At 66.7% G+C, this 13,742-nt stretch carries 11 protein-coding genes; 5 read left to right on the forward strand and 6 right to left on the reverse strand.

The genetic code is table 11. The features are described 5' to 3' along the window. Window positions 1-21 precede the first annotated feature (21 nt). On the reverse strand, window positions 22-1,683 hold the full coding sequence (ettA, locus tag EJP69_RS25685) for an energy-dependent translational throttle protein EttA (protein WP_093199490.1): 1,662 nt from the start codon (window positions 1,681-1,683) through the stop codon (window positions 22-24). 302 nt (window positions 1,684-1,985) lie between these two features. On the opposite strand from ettA, the gene EJP69_RS25690 reads away from it, so the two are divergent. Together EJP69_RS25690 and EJP69_RS25695 are read left to right on the forward strand one after the other, a co-directional pair. Further along, window positions 1,986-3,758 (forward strand): DEAD/DEAH box helicase, encoded by a 1,773-nt coding sequence (locus EJP69_RS25690; RefSeq protein ID WP_126473097.1) that lies wholly within the window; start codon window positions 1,986-1,988, stop codon window positions 3,756-3,758. 141 nt (window positions 3,759-3,899) lie between these two features. Then, entirely contained in the window at window positions 3,900-4,940 is a 1,041-nt protein-coding gene (locus tag EJP69_RS25695) for an endonuclease/exonuclease/phosphatase family protein (protein WP_126473099.1), read from the forward strand. A gap of 144 nt (window positions 4,941-5,084) precedes the next feature. On the opposite strand, the gene EJP69_RS25700 is transcribed toward EJP69_RS25695, so the two are convergent. From EJP69_RS25700 to EJP69_RS25725, 5 genes are all read right to left on the reverse strand, one after another. Next, window positions 5,085-6,155: an ABC transporter ATP-binding protein gene (locus tag EJP69_RS25700; protein ID WP_093199482.1), complete on the reverse strand. Its 1,071-nt coding sequence runs from the start codon at window positions 6,153-6,155 to the stop codon at window positions 5,085-5,087. Between the two features lie 134 nt (window positions 6,156-6,289). Beyond that, window positions 6,290-7,141, reverse strand: coding sequence for a carbohydrate ABC transporter permease (locus EJP69_RS25710; protein WP_093199479.1), 852 nt, complete (start codon window positions 7,139-7,141; stop codon window positions 6,290-6,292). Beyond that, a complete protein-coding gene (locus EJP69_RS25715; protein WP_093199477.1) occupies window positions 7,138-8,022 on the reverse strand; it encodes a carbohydrate ABC transporter permease in 885 nt (294 codons plus the stop codon). Before EJP69_RS25715 ends, EJP69_RS25710 begins: the two co-directional genes overlap by 4 nt. A 55-nt stretch (window positions 8,023-8,077) precedes the next feature. Beyond that, a complete protein-coding gene (locus EJP69_RS25720) occupies window positions 8,078-9,460 on the reverse strand; it encodes an ABC transporter substrate-binding protein (RefSeq protein WP_093300927.1) in 1,383 nt (460 codons plus the stop codon). 93 nt (window positions 9,461-9,553) lie between these two features. Further along, window positions 9,554-10,297: a FadR/GntR family transcriptional regulator gene (locus EJP69_RS25725; RefSeq protein ID WP_093300929.1), complete on the reverse strand. Its 744-nt coding sequence runs from the start codon at window positions 10,295-10,297 to the stop codon at window positions 9,554-9,556. Between the two features lie 148 nt (window positions 10,298-10,445). Between EJP69_RS25725 and EJP69_RS25730 the strand changes: the two genes are divergently transcribed. From EJP69_RS25730 to EJP69_RS25740, 3 genes are read left to right on the forward strand one after another with little or no spacing between them, the layout of a single operon-like run. Next, on the forward strand, window positions 10,446-12,182 hold the full coding sequence (locus tag EJP69_RS25730) for an IlvD/Edd family dehydratase (protein WP_093199469.1): 1,737 nt from the start codon (window positions 10,446-10,448) through the stop codon (window positions 12,180-12,182). Then, the gene (locus EJP69_RS25735; protein ID WP_126473101.1) at window positions 12,183-13,091 is read left to right on the forward strand and encodes a 2-dehydro-3-deoxygalactonokinase; all 909 of its coding nucleotides are present in this window, start codon (window positions 12,183-12,185) and stop codon (window positions 13,089-13,091) included. Further along, the gene (locus tag EJP69_RS25740) at window positions 13,088-13,735 is read left to right on the forward strand and encodes a 2-dehydro-3-deoxy-6-phosphogalactonate aldolase (RefSeq protein ID WP_093199464.1); all 648 of its coding nucleotides are present in this window, start codon (window positions 13,088-13,090) and stop codon (window positions 13,733-13,735) included. Before EJP69_RS25735 ends, EJP69_RS25740 begins: the two co-directional genes overlap by 4 nt. Window positions 13,736-13,742: the final 7 nt, after the last annotated feature.

Below are 13,742 nucleotides of genomic sequence, written 5' to 3' on the forward strand. Positions count from 1 at the left end.
CGCGCAGCCTGGGGGCGAGCCTTATTTAAGGGCCTTGTAGCGCATGCGCTTGGGCTTGGCGCCTTCCTCGCCCAGGCGCTTCTTCTTGTCGGCTTCGTACTCCTGGTAGTTGCCGTCGAAGAAGGTCCACTGGCTGTCGCCTTCGGCCGCGAGGATGTGCGTGGCGATGCGGTCGAGGAACCAGCGGTCGTGGCTGATCACCATGACCGTGCCGGCGAATTCGAGCAGCGCGTCTTCGAGCGCGCGCAGGGTTTCCACGTCCAGGTCGTTCGACGGTTCGTCAAGCAGCAGCACGTTGCCGCCGGCGATCAGCGTCTTGGCCAGGTGCAGGCGGCCGCGTTCACCGCCCGACAGCGTGCCGACCTTCTTCTGCTGGTCGGCGCCGTTGAAGTTGAAGCGGCCCGCATACGCGCGGCTGGCCATCTGGAACTTGCCGACGTTGATGATGTCGAGGCCGTTCGAGATGTCTTCCCACACGGTCTTCTGGTCGCCCAGCGCGTCGCGCGACTGGTCGACGAAGGCCATCTTCACGGTCTGGCCGATGACGACCTCGCCCGAATCCGGCTTTTCCTTGCCCGCGAGCAGCTTGAACAGCGTCGACTTGCCGGCGCCGTTCGGGCCGATGATGCCGACGATGGCACCCGCCGGGATGTTGAAGCTCAGGTTGTCGATCAGCATGCGGTCGCCGAAGGACTTGCTGACGTTCTTGAACTCGAACACCTGGCTGCCCAGGCGCTCTGCCACGGGAATGAAGATTTCCTGCGTTTCGTTGCGCTTCTGGTATTCGACGTCGCTCAGCTCCTCGAAGCGGGCCAGGCGCGACTTGCTCTTGGCTTGGCGGGCCTTCGGGTTCTGGCGCGACCACTCCAGTTCCTTCTTCAGGGCCTTGGCGTGGGCTTCCTCGCTCTTCTGCTCCTGCGCCAGGCGCTCGCCCTTCTGCTCGAGCCAGGTGCTGTAGTTGCCCTTCCATGGAATGCCGCGGCCGCGGTCCAGTTCGAGGATCCACTCGGCGGCGTTGTCGAGGAAGTAGCGATCGTGGGTGATGGCCACCACGGTGCCCGGGAAGCGCTGAAGGAACACTTCGAGCCACTCGACCGATTCGGCGTCAAGGTGGTTGGTCGGTTCGTCGAGCAGCAGCATGTCGGGCTTGCTCAGCAGCAAGCGGCACAGCGCGACGCGGCGCTTTTCGCCGCCCGAGAGCACGCCGATCTTGGCGTCCCAGGCCGGCAGGCGCAGGGCGTCGGCGGCGATCTCGAGCTGGTGCTCGGAATCGGTGCCGGCGGTGGCGATGATGGCCTCGAGTTCGGCCTGTTCGGCGGCAAGTGCGTCGAAGTCGGCGTCTTCGGCTGCGTACAGCTCGTAGACCTCTTCCAGGCGCTTCTTGGCCGCGTTGACGGCGCCCATCGATTCCTCGACCGATTCGCGCACCGTGTGCTCGGCATTGAGCTTGGGCTCCTGCTCCAGGTAGCCGATGGTCAGGCCGGGCATGGGCAGTGCCTCGCCCTCGATTTCCTTGTCGACGCCCGCCATGATCTTGAGCAGCGTGGACTTGCCCGAGCCGTTCAGGCCGAGCACGCCGATCTTGGCGCCGGGGAAGAAGGACAGCGAAATGTCTTTCAAGATCTGCCGCTTGGGCGGCACGGTCTTGCTGACACGGTTCATCGAATAGACGTATTGAGCCATGTGTGGTTGGTTACCTTGGGTAGCGGGATTCGAAGGGATGCGCGGTCGCCGGAATGGAGGCATTCGGGCGCGGCAAACCACTGATTATCGACTCATGCGACAATAGACCCCGTTGCCGGGTCCAGTTGCCCGCAACACCGGCTCTCTGCCGGGGACGAAGAAAGCGCCATTTCAACCCTTTCGCAAGGGCGGACTTTCCGGCTCCCACCCCTGACCCTCATCTGCCTTGACTGGCTCGGCGTCGTCTTTAGACGCCTGGCGGGCCGATGCCACCGCGCCGTGTATGGCGCTTGTTGTTTCCAATGACTTTTGACGAACTGAAGCTGGCCCCCGCCATCTTGAAGGCTGTGCACGAACACGGCTACGACTCCCCCACCCCCATCCAGGCGCAAGCCATCCCCGCGGTGCTCGAGGGCCACGACCTGCTCGGCGGCGCCCAGACCGGCACCGGCAAGACCGCCGCCTTCACGCTGCCGATGCTGCACAAGCTCAGCATGACCCGCAGCGCCACCAACAAGTTCGGCGGCACCGGCGTGCGCGCCCTCGTGCTGACCCCCACCCGCGAACTCGCCGCGCAGGTCGAGGAATCGGTGCGCACCTACGGCAAGTACCTGCAGCTGAGCTCGACCGTGATCTTCGGCGGCGTCGGCATGAACCCGCAGATCAGCAAGCTCAAGAGCGGCGTCGACATCCTCGTGGCCACCCCCGGCCGCCTGCTCGACCTGCAGCAGCAGGGCATGCTCGACCTGAGCCAGGTCCAGATCCTCATCCTCGACGAAGCCGACCGCATGCTCGACATGGGCTTCATCCACGACGTGCGCAAGGTGCTGGCGCTGGTGCCCAAGGAAAAGCAGAGCCTGCTGTTCTCGGCCACCTTCAGCGACGAGATCCGCGACCTGGCCGCCACGCTGCTGCGCAACCCGCAGAGCATCCAGGTCACGCCGCGCAACACCACCGTGCAGCGCATCACCCAGGTGATCCACCCCGTGGGCCGCGGCAAGAAGAAGGCGCTGCTCGCGCACATCATCAACGAGAACAAGTGGAGCCAGGTGCTGGTGTTCACGCGCACCAAGTTCGGCGCCAACAGCGTGGCCGAATTCCTCACCAAGAACGGCATCGAGGCGATGGCGCTGCACGGCAACAAGAGCCAGAGCGCCCGTACCCAGGCGCTGGCCGGCTTCAAGAGCGGCGAGCTGCGCGCGCTGGTGGCCACCGACATCGCCGCCCGCGGCATCGACATCGACGAGCTGCCGCACGTCGTGAACTACGAGATCCCGAACGTCAGCGAAGACTACGTGCACCGCATCGGCCGCACGGGCCGCGCCGGCTCCAGCGGCGAGGCCGTGAGCTTCGTGTGCCTGGACGAGGAAGGCTTCATGCAGGAGATCGAGCGCTTCACGAAGCAGACGATCCCCGTGCAGATCATCGAGGGCTACGGCCCCGAGGAAGGCGAACGCGCCGAGCCCATCGCCATGGGCCGCCAGACCATCTGGGGCGGCGCCGGCCGTCCGCCGAGCCGCGAAGTGATGCAGGCGGCCGCCAAGGCTGCGCGCACCGAGATGCTGCAGCGCATCCGTGAGAACAAGGCCGGCCAGGGTGGCGGCAGCGGCGGTGGCGGTGGCCAGCGTCGTGGCGGTGGCCAGGGCGGCGGCAACAGCCAGGGCCGCAACGCCAACGGCGGCGGCCAGGGTCAAGGCCAGGGCCCACGCGGCCAAGCCCCCCGCCCGCAGCAAGCCCGCGGCCCGCAGGGCCCGGCACGCGCGCCGCAGCACCACCATCACGCGCCGCATGAAGAGCGCCAGCCGCGCCACCACGGCAACAGCCACAGCCCGACGCAAGCCAACCAGGTCGCGCACCTGCGCGCCGAATCGGTCGGTGGCGGCGGTGCCGGCCAGCCCGATCCGCTTCGCACCAGCGTCGACCACATGGGTGGCCGTGGACGCGGCGGCCGTTCGGGTGGCGGTGGCTACGGTGGCGGCAACCGTTCGGGCGGCGGTGGCCGCTCGGGTGGTGGCGGCTACGGCGGTGGTGGCAATCGCTCCGGTGGCGGTGGCGGCCGTTCGTTCGGCCGCTGACATCCGCGGGTAGCGCAGCAGGCAGCTACCGGCAATCCGAACCAGGGCGCCCGGAGCATCTCCGGGCGCCTTTTTTCATGGGGTTTTCCATCGCGGCGGTACGGGCTGGCAAATGACAACTCAAGCCACAATCGTCACGCCATGCAATACATCCCACCCAACTACGCGACCCTCTTCGTAGCCACCTGCAACCTCCTCAACCTCGCGGCCCCGAACCGCGTGTACTACGAGAACCAGGACGCCTACACCGAGCGCGAGTACGAGCGAAAGATCGACTGGATCGGCGAGCGCTTCAACGCGCTCAACGCCGACGTGCTGGCGGTGCAGGAGGTGTGGGACGAATCCGCGCTGAAGGCCTGCATCGCGCGCAGCGGCCTGCGCTACGACTTCATTTCGGCACCCGGCGCGGAAAACACGCCGCCGCCCGGCAGCCCCGAAGGCACGCCCGCGCGGCCTGGCGCGCAGGGCACGCCGCGCGTGGGCATCGCAACGAGGCTGAAGGTGGACGAGGTCCGCTCCTTCGTCGACTTCCCCCCGGGCTTCGGCGTGGAAGTACCGGGCCTCGGCCCCCACACGCGCTTCGAGCGGCCGCCCCTGCTCGCCACGGTGCGCATGAAGCACGGCCAGCAGGTGCACGTGCTCACGGTGCACCTGAAGTCCAAGCGCCCCAAGTTCCTGCAGGATGCGCAAGGCAATCACCTCGAGGACCGCGACGACCGCAAGGTGGGCGTGATGGCCTCGCTGCGCTCGCTGCTGATGCGCGGCGCTGAAGCGGCCGCCCTGCGCTGCATCGTGATCGACCTGCTGCAGGGCACGAACGTGCCGCTGGTGGTGATGGGCGACTTCAACGACAACCCCCACAGCGTGACCACGCAGCTCGTGGCGGCCACCTCCGAAGTGGCCTACGACAAGGCCGCGCGCGACGTGGCCCTGTTCAACGCCTACGAGATGCAGGGCGAGGCGGCGCTCAAGAAGGACGTGGCCTACTCGCACGTCCACCAGGGCTACCCGGAGGTGCTCGACCAGATCTTCGTGAGCGAGGAGTTCGTCGCCACCAGCCGGCACAGCCTGGGCGACGTGCGGCGGGTCGACTACTTCAACGACCACCTGCACGAGGGACGCGATCGCTCGCGCTCAGATCACGGCTTCGTGCGCGCCCTTCTCAGGCTGCGCACAAGCTAGGCCCGCCCCCAGCCTCGCCACACTTCGTGTGGCTCTGCCCCCCTTCACGAGGGCGCACCCAGCAGCCCGTCAAAGCAGGTTCCGCGCGCGCCCGCGAACACGAACAGGCCGCGCCTTCGCGGCGGGCCCTGGTTTCAGGCGGAGTCAGCCCATGCGGCGGCCGGTCTGCCGGTCGAAGAGGTGCACGCTCTCGGCCTCGATGGCCAGCCGCACCGTATCGTCGGGCCGGGCGTCGACGCGGCCGTGCACGGCGAGCACCAGCCTGGCCTCGCCGACCTGCACCAGCAGTTCGGTCTCGGCGCCCGTGGGCTCGACCACGATGACCCTGGCTTCCACGCCGTGCGATCCGCCACCGAGAGTCATGTCGCCGGGCCGGATGCCGTAGTGCACCGGCTGGCCGTCGGGCACCGCGGTGGCGGCCGGAACGGGCCAGCGTGCGCCCTGCGACTCGACCCAGCACTCCCCGCCCGAGCGCCGCACCGTGCCCTCGATCACGTTCATCGACGGCGAGCCGATGAACTGCGCGACGAACAGGTTGTCGGGCCGGTCGTACAGCTCCAGCGGCGTGCCGATCTGCTCGACGATGCCGTCGTGCATCACGACGATGCGGTCGGCCATGGTCATGGCCTCGATCTGGTCGTGCGTCACGTACACGGTGGTGGTCTTCAGCCGCTGGTGCAGCGCCTTGATCTCGGCACGCATCGCCACGCGCAGCTTGGCGTCGAGGTTCGACAGCGGCTCGTCGAACAGGAACACCTTCGGGTCGCGCACGATGGCGCGGCCCATGGCCACGCGCTGGCGCTGGCCGCCCGAGAGCTCGCGCGGGTAGCGGCCCAGCAGCGCGTCGAGATTGAGGATCTTCGCGGCCCTGGCCACGCGCTCGTCGGTCACCGACTTCTCGGCATTGCGCAGGCGCAGGCTGAAGCCCATGTTCTCGCCCACCGTCATGTGCGGGTAGAGCGCATAGCTCTGGAACACCATGGCGATGTCGCGGTCCTTCGACTCGAGGTCGTTGACCACGCGGCCGTCGATGACGATCTCGCCGCCGCTGATGTCCTCCAGGCCCGCGAGCATGCGCAGCAGCGTCGACTTGCCACAGCCCGAGGGGCCGACCAGCACGACGAACTCGCCGTCGGTGATGTCGAAGCCCAGGCCCTTGATGATGTGGACCTTGCCGAAGGATTTCTGGATATTGCGAAAGGATACGGATGCCATGGGAATCTCTCTTCAGTGTGTCGTTGCATCTGGGGTCCTTCGCGGAACACCGCGGAACCGGCTTTGCCGGGCCGTTGGTGTTGCCCCCTGCAAGGGGGTTGGCGAAGCGACACGAAGTGCGCGAAGCCTGGGGGTTAGCTCTTTACCGCTCCGGCGGTGATGCCGCCGACCATGTAGCGCTTGAATGCGTAGTAAATGGCTGCAGGCGGCAGCGCGTAGATGAGGCCGGTGGCCATCAGCAGCTCCCACGGCGAATCGTCTGCCGACAGGAAGTTGCCCAGCGCCACCGCCAGCGTCACGCTCTTGTCGTTCGACAGCAGCAGGAAGGCATAGAGGTACTCGTTCCATGCCAGCAGCAGCGAATATGTGCCCACGGCCACCAGCGACGGCACCATCAGCGGCAGGTACACGAGGCGGAACAGCTGCAGCGGCGAGGCACCGTCCATGCGCGCGGCTTCGTCGAGCTCGTAGGGCAGCTTGTCGGAGGCCTGCTTCAGCACCCAGATGCAGTACGGCGAGGCGATGGTCACCATCGCGAGGATCAGCGCCCACTGGCTGTTGAGCAGGCCGTAGTTGCCCATGGTCTTGTACATGGGCACCGCGAGGAAGGCGGCCGGGATGAAGTACGTGAACAGCGCCATGTTCATCACCGTGCGCCCGCCGCGCACGCGCAGCCGGCTGATGGCGAACGCGGCGGTGGTCGCCACGAAGAGCGTGAGCGCGCCCACCGAAACCGCGATCAGCAGCGAATTCCACAGCTGCAGCCAGAAGTGGTCGAGGTAGAAGTGCTTCTGCTGGAACACGATGCGGAAGTTGTCCAGCGTCGCGTTCTTGGGCCACAGGTGGCCCGAGGTCGCGGAGTCCTTCGACGAGATCGCGAACAGCACCATGTGGTAGACCGGGATCAGCGTCCACAGCAGCACCGGGATGCCGATGAGCAGCAGCCGGGCCTCGGTCAGCACGGCTCGTGGGGTCCAGCGCTTCATTTCGAGAGCCTCTTCATCATGAAGTACACGAGGGGCAGCACGAGCGGCAATGCCACCACGATCGATGCCATCGACAGGTCGACCTGGTCGAGCCGCAGGTAGCGGATGCCCAGCGTGGCGAGTACGTGCGTGAGGTCGGCGGGGCCGCCGCCGGTCAGCAGGTAGACGCTGTTGAAGTCGCCCAGCGTCCAGATCATCGAGAGGATGAGCGAGGTGATGTAGAGCGTCTTGAGCGCGGGCCAGCTCACGAAGCGGAACTTCTGCCACGACGAGGCGCCGTCGACAGAGGCCGCCTCGTACTGCTCGGTGGGAATGGCCAGCCGCCCCGCCACGAGGATGAGCGTCCAGAACGGCAGCGACTTCCAGGTGTGCACCAGCATCGCGAAGGCCAGCCCCAGCGTGGGATCGTTGAGCCAGTTGGGGCCGTCCGCGCCGGTCAGGCGGAAGATGGTGCTGTTGATCACGCCCCACTCCGGGTTCAGCATGAAGCGGATCGACAGGATGGTCGGGATCGAAGGCATCGCCCACGGGAGGATGAAGATCGCCGAGACGATCTTGATCCACCAGCGCGAGGTCACGAAGAAGCCCGAGAGCACCAGCGCCACGAGCATCTTGATGTTGATCGCCACGACCAGGAAGATGGCCGTGTTGATCACCGAACGGAAGAAGATCGGGTCCTCGACCAGCTTCACGTAGCTTTGCGGATGGCGGGCCAGCCAGAGGCCATAGCCCACCGGGTACAGCACGAACACCACGAACACCAGCAGGTAGGGCACGACCATGACCGCGCCCCAGAACTGCCAGCGCGCATGCCGCGCTCCGGGATTGACGACAGGCGCCGAAGTACTCGGCGCGGCGGCGGTGGTGGCAGTGGCGCTCATGGCGTGCTGCTGCTGTTGTTGTTGACGGTGTCGACGGGTGTCGTGCCTGGGCGGCTTACTGCCCCGCCACCGTCTTGATGCGGGCGATCATCTCGTCCACCGCCTTGTCCACCGGCACCTTGTCGGTGACGATGCGGTTCATGGCCTTGGCCCAGACGTTCTCGTTGTTCAGCACGGTGAACTTGTAGTTCTTGGTGAATTCGAAGGTCACGGTGCCGGCGGCGTACTGGTTGTAGACCGACAGGCGGTGCGGGTCGGCCTTCCAGAAGTCACGCTGCTGCGCGGTCTTGGTCACGGGGAACCAGCGGCCCAGCGAGCCCTCGACGTACGGCGTGAGGTTCTCTTCCTGCAGCAGGAACGACACGAACTCCTTGGCGCGGGCCTTGTTCTTCGCGTCCTTGAACACCACGCCCGTCTTCACAGCCGTGCGGTAGACCATCTTGCTGCCGTCGGGCTTGTTGGGGAAGCCGGCCGTGCGGATGCGCTCCGTGTAGTTCTTGCGCGCTTCCTCGCGCTGCTCGGGCGTGAGCGAGGCGTTGTTCGAGTCGTCGAGCCACTTGGCGGCGATGGAGATGGTCGCGTTGTGCGTCATCACGGTCGTCTTGTTGTGGAAGGCGACGTTGTTGTCCGGGTCCTTCCAGCTGGTGGAAGAAGGCGGCGTGCAGCCCTTGGTGTAGGGCATGGTGTAGTCGGTCATGGCGCCGATCAGGCCGGTGCGCACCTTCGGATCGTCGACCAGCAGCTTGCCGTTGTCGTCCACCAGCTTGACGTTGTAGGCGTCCATGAAGGTCAGGAACGAATAGAACGCGTCGCTCGAATCCACGCCCATCGGCATGCCGATGCCGAAGTTGCGCTTGCCGCTCTTCTGGCGGCTGGCCGGCTGCACCTTCTCGCACCAGAACGACCAGTAGTCCTTCCAGGCGGTGGGAATGTCGGACTCCTTGAACCCTGCCTCGGTCAGCATGTCGAGCCAGTACTCGATGTGCATCGTCTGCTGCTTGATCGGGAAGGCGTAGTACGCCTTGTTCTTGGTCTGGTCGTTGTAGAGGTAGGTGGTCTCGAGCGTGTTGGGCGCGAAGCGGTCCTTCATGGGCGTGAGAACGCTGCTGATGTCCTCGAGCTTGCCGTCGAAGGCCCACTTGCCGGTGACCTGGAAGTCGTACACGTCGGCGTACGCCACGTCGGGCGGGCTGCCCGAGTCGAGCGCGGACACGGTCTTGGGGATCATGTCCTGGATCGGGTACTGCGACAGCTCGATCTTCACGTTCTTGTTCTTCTCCTCGAACTTCTTGATGGCTGCGTACAGCGCATCGTCCTCGGCCTTGTAGAAGCCCTTGACCCACCAGACGGTGAGTTTTTCCTGCGCGGCGACGTGGCCTGCCGACAGCAGGCCCATCGCGACCAGCGTCGGCGCGATCAGCGACTTGACGAGTTTCATGGACTTTGTCTCCTTCTCTTCTGGGGTGGAATCTGCTCGACGCGCGAGCGTGGGGTGAAAAACCGGATGAGGACTGCGGGCGGGCCCGGGCGGCTAGCCGGCCTTGAGTCGCGGCGGCGGCCGGCTCAGGCGCGGCAGCCTGCGGCGCGAGCCCAGCACGTCCTCGATGTCCTGGCGGGCGCCGTCGATGAGCCGCAGGATCGCGCGCTCCGCAACGTCAGGGTCGTGCGCGATCACCGCGTCGAGCACCGCGCGATGCAGCGGCAGCGAGAGCGTGGGGCCGTCGGGCTTGGTGGTCGATATCTCGAAGCTGGTGCGCAGCAATGCGTTGAGCACCTTGCTCATCTGCGCAATCATCCTGTTGCGCGCGGCGCTCAGCAGGCCGTTGTGAAAGCGCAGGTCGAAGGTGACGTAGTCGCCGCCGTTCTCCACCGCTTCCTTCATGCCGGCATAGGCGCGCTCGATCTCGTCGATGTCGTCCTCGGTGGCCCTCTCCGCGGCCAGCCGCACCGCCGCCGGCTCCACCGCGCGGCGCAGGTCCTGCAGGTCGCGCAGGAACTCGGGCGTGAGGCCGGCGCGCGCCTGCCAGGTGATGACGTCGGGGTCGAACCAGTTCCACTTCTCCTTGGGCAACACGCGCGTGCCGACCTTCGGGCCCGTCACGATCAGGCCCTTGGCCGCCAGCGACTTGACGGCCTCGCGCACCACGGTGCGGCTCACGCCCAGCTCCTCACCGAGCACGGGCTCGGAGGGGATCGACGCGCCGATCGCATAGCGTCCCGACACCACGGCTTCACCGAGGAGTTCGAGCGTGCGACCGTGGATGTTCTTGATCATGCGTGATGTGAAAACTGGTATCCCGGCGCTCGAAAACACTAAGGGTCCGGCGCATTGTTCGCGCTTATCATATGATGATTGAAACGCTCTATCGGCAGGACAAACCCTGACGATCCAGCCCAGGTTTCGACAACAAAGAGAGACATCCATGAGCACCGCCCCCAGGAAGAAACCCGAAGAACTTCGCAGCCAGCAATGGTTCGGCCGCCACGATCGCGACGGCTTCATCTACCGCAGCTGGATGAAGGGCAAGGGCGTTCCGCACGACCAGTTCGACGGCCGCCCGGTCATCGGCATCTGCAACACCTTCAGCGAACTCACGCCCTGCAATTCGCACTTCAGAACGCTCGCGGAGCAGGTGAAGATCGGCGTGTACGAAGCCGGCGGCTTCCCTCTCGAGTTCCCGGTGATGTCGCTCGGCGAAACGCTGCTGCGGCCCACCGCGATGCTGTATCGCAACCTCGCGAGCATGGACGTTGAAGAGAGCATCCGCGGCAATCCGCTCGACGGCGTGGTGCTGCTCATGGGCTGCGACAAGACCACGCCCGCGCTCATGATGGGCGCCGCCAGCGTCGACCTGCCGACCATCGGCGTGTCGGGCGGCCCGATGCTCTCGGGCAAGTGGCGCGGACAGGAGCTCGGCTCCGGCACCGGCGTGTGGCAGATGAGCGAGCAGGTGCGCGCCGGCACGCTCAAGCTGCAGGAGTTCTTCGAGGCCGAGAGCTGCATGCACCGCAGCCACGGCCACTGCATGACGATGGGCACCGCGAGCACCATGGCAAGCATGGTCGAGTCGCTGGGCATCGGCCTGCCGGGCAACGCGGCCTACCCTGCCGTTGACGGCCGCCGCAACGTGCTCGCGCGGCAGGCGGGCCGGCGCATCGTCGGCATGGTTCATGAAGACATGAACATGTCGAAGATCCTCACGCGCCAGGCCATCGAGAACGCGATCAAGGTCAACGCGGCCATCGGCGGCTCGACCAACTTCGTGATCCACCTGCTGGCCATCGCGGGGCGCATGGGCGTCGAGCTCACGCTGGAGGACTTCGACCGCCTCGCCTCCGAGCTGCCCTGCCTCGTGAACCTGCAGCCCTCGGGCCAGTTCCTGATGGAAGACTTCTGCTACGCGGGCGGCCTGCCGGTGGTCATCAAGGAGATCGCCGACCACCTGCACAAGGACATCCTCACCGTCACCGGCCAGAGCGTGTGGGAGAACGTGAAGGACGCCGAGAACTTCAATCCGCAGGTCATCCGCACCCAGGCCGAGCCCTTCAAGGACAAGGCCGGCATCTGCGTGCTGCGCGGCAACCTCGCGCCCAACGGCGCCATCATCAAGCCCAGCGCGGCCACGCCCGAGCTGCTGGTGCACAAGGGCCGCGCGGTGGTGTTCGAGAACGCCGACGACCTGCACAAGCGCATCGACGACGAGAACCTCGACATCGACGAGAACTGCGTCATGGTGCTCAAGAACTGCGGCCCCAAGGGCTACCCCGGCATGGCGGAGGCCGGCAACATGCCGCTGCCGCCGAAGGTGCTGCGCAAGGGCATCACCGACATGGTCCGCATCAGCGACGCGCGCATGAGCGGCACGGCCTACGGCACCGTGGTGCTGCACACCGCGCCCGAGGCGGCCGCGGGAGGCCCGCTGGCGCTGGTGCAGGACGGCGACATCGTCGAGCTCGACGTGCCCAACCGCAGACTGCACCTGCACGTGAGCGACGAAGAGCTCGCGAAGCGGCGCGAGAAATGGGTCGCGCCCAAGGCGCCGCTCGAATCCGGTTACTGGAAGTTGTATGTCGATACGGTGTTGCAGGCCGACCAGGGCGCCGACCTGGCCTTCCTGCGCGGTCGCCGCGGTGCCTTCGTGCCGCGCGACAATCACTAGATGACAAGACTGGTTGCAATCGACTGGGGCACGAGTTCACTGCGCGGTGCGCTGCTGGACGCCGGCGGCAAGGTACTGGAAGAGCGCAGCGATGCGCGCGGCATTCTCACCGTGCCCGAAGGCGGCTTCCCCACCGTCTTCGAGAAGCTGTTCGGCGACTGGATGCGCCTCGAAGGTGCACGCTGCCTGATCTCCGGCATGGCCGGCAGCAAGCAGGGCTGGGTGGAAGCGCCCTACTGCGCCTGCCCCGCGGGCCGCGTGGAAGTGGGCCGCAGGATCATCGACATCGACGCCATCCCCGGAGCGCGCATCGCCATCGTGCCGGGCCTGAGCGACGAGCACGCCGGCGTGCCCGACGTGATGCGCGGCGAAGAAGTGCAGATCTTCGGCGCCATGGAACTCACCGGCCTGAGCGAAGGCGTCTTCGTGCTGCCCGGCACGCACAACAAGTGGGCCTCCGTGAAGAAGGGCCGCGTGGCGGGCTTCCGCACCTACATGACGGGCGAGTTCTACGCACTGCTGAGCCAGCACTCCATATTGGCGCGCACGCTCGACGCATCGGCGCCGCTCGACGAGGCGGCCTTCCTCGAAGGCGTGACCCGCTCCGAGAACGGACACGGCCTGCTGCACAACGCCTTCGGCACGCGCACGCTCGCGCTGTTCGAGCGCATGCCGAAGGAGGAGCTGTCGAGCTACCTCTCGGGCCTGCTGATCGGCGAGGAATTGCGCACGCAGGCACTGCAGGCGTCCGGCGAAGTGATCCTGATCGGCTCGTCCAACCTCACCGAGCGCTACACGCTGGCCCTGCGCGCCACCGGCGTCGCCACGCGCACGCTCGGCGCCGAAGCCACCTGGGCCGGGCTGCATGTGCTGTCCGGCTTCCTCGATTCCGACAGGACTCCCGCATGACCGCCCCCACTCCCCTCGAAAAATTCGACGCCGCGATGCGCGAGCTGCCCCTGGTGGCCATCCTGCGCGGCCTCTCGCCCGCCGAGGCGGCCGATGTCGGCGACGCCATCGTCGAGCCGGGCTTCCGCCTGCTCGAAGTGCCGCTCAACTCGCCCCAGCCGCTCGAAAGCATCGCGCTGATGCGCAAGCGCTTTCCGCAGGCGCTGGTCGGCGCCGGCACGGTGCTCGGCGCGCAGCAGGTGCGCGAAGTGCATGCGGCCGGCGGCGAACTGATCGTCTCGCCGAACTTCAACGCCGAGGTCATCGCCGAGGCCGCGCGCCTCGGCATGGTGTGCCTGCCCGGCGTGATGACGCCGACCGAAGCCTTCGGCGCGCTCGCGGCCGGCGCCACCGGGCTCAAGCTGTTTCCCGCCGAACTGGCCTCGCCCGCCGTGGTGAAGGCACTGCTGGCCGTGCTGCCCTCCGGCACGCCGGTGATGCCCGTGGGCGGCATCTCGCCCGACAACATGGCCGGATGGCGCGCGGCCGGCGCCGCCGGTTTCGGTATCGGCTCCTCGCTCTACAAGCCCGGCAAGCAGGCCGCGGCGGTGCGCGAGGACGCGAAGAAGTTCGTCGTGGCGTGGAAGAGCCTGCCGCCCGCCTGAGCCGCAA

It is taken from the genome of Variovorax gossypii, from assembly GCF_003965815.1.
GTDB lineage: Bacteria > Pseudomonadota > Gammaproteobacteria > Burkholderiales > Burkholderiaceae_C > Variovorax > Variovorax gossypii.

Excerpts from the sequence above, each read along its gene's own strand:
- ettA (WP_093199490.1), bottom strand. The coding sequence starts at position 1,683 with ATGGCTCAATACGTCTATTCGATGAACCGTGTCAGCAAGACCGTGCCG.
- EJP69_RS25690 (WP_126473097.1), top strand. The coding sequence starts at position 1,986 with ATGACTTTTGACGAACTGAAGCTGGCCCCCGCCATCTTGAAGGCTGTG.
- EJP69_RS25695 (WP_126473099.1), top strand. The coding sequence starts at position 3,900 with ATGCAATACATCCCACCCAACTACGCGACCCTCTTCGTAGCCACCTGC.
- EJP69_RS25700 (WP_093199482.1), bottom strand. The coding sequence starts at position 6,155 with ATGGCATCCGTATCCTTTCGCAATATCCAGAAATCCTTCGGCAAGGTC.
- EJP69_RS25710 (WP_093199479.1), bottom strand. The coding sequence starts at position 7,141 with ATGAAGCGCTGGACCCCACGAGCCGTGCTGACCGAGGCCCGGCTGCTG.
- EJP69_RS25715 (WP_093199477.1), bottom strand. The coding sequence starts at position 8,022 with ATGAGCGCCACTGCCACCACCGCCGCCGCGCCGAGTACTTCGGCGCCT.
- EJP69_RS25720 (WP_093300927.1), bottom strand. The coding sequence starts at position 9,460 with ATGAAACTCGTCAAGTCGCTGATCGCGCCGACGCTGGTCGCGATGGGC.
- EJP69_RS25725 (WP_093300929.1), bottom strand. The coding sequence starts at position 10,297 with ATGATCAAGAACATCCACGGTCGCACGCTCGAACTCCTCGGTGAAGCC.
- EJP69_RS25730 (WP_093199469.1), top strand. The coding sequence starts at position 10,446 with ATGAGCACCGCCCCCAGGAAGAAACCCGAAGAACTTCGCAGCCAGCAA.
- EJP69_RS25735 (WP_126473101.1), top strand. The coding sequence starts at position 12,183 with ATGACAAGACTGGTTGCAATCGACTGGGGCACGAGTTCACTGCGCGGT.
- EJP69_RS25740 (WP_093199464.1), top strand. The coding sequence starts at position 13,088 with ATGACCGCCCCCACTCCCCTCGAAAAATTCGACGCCGCGATGCGCGAG.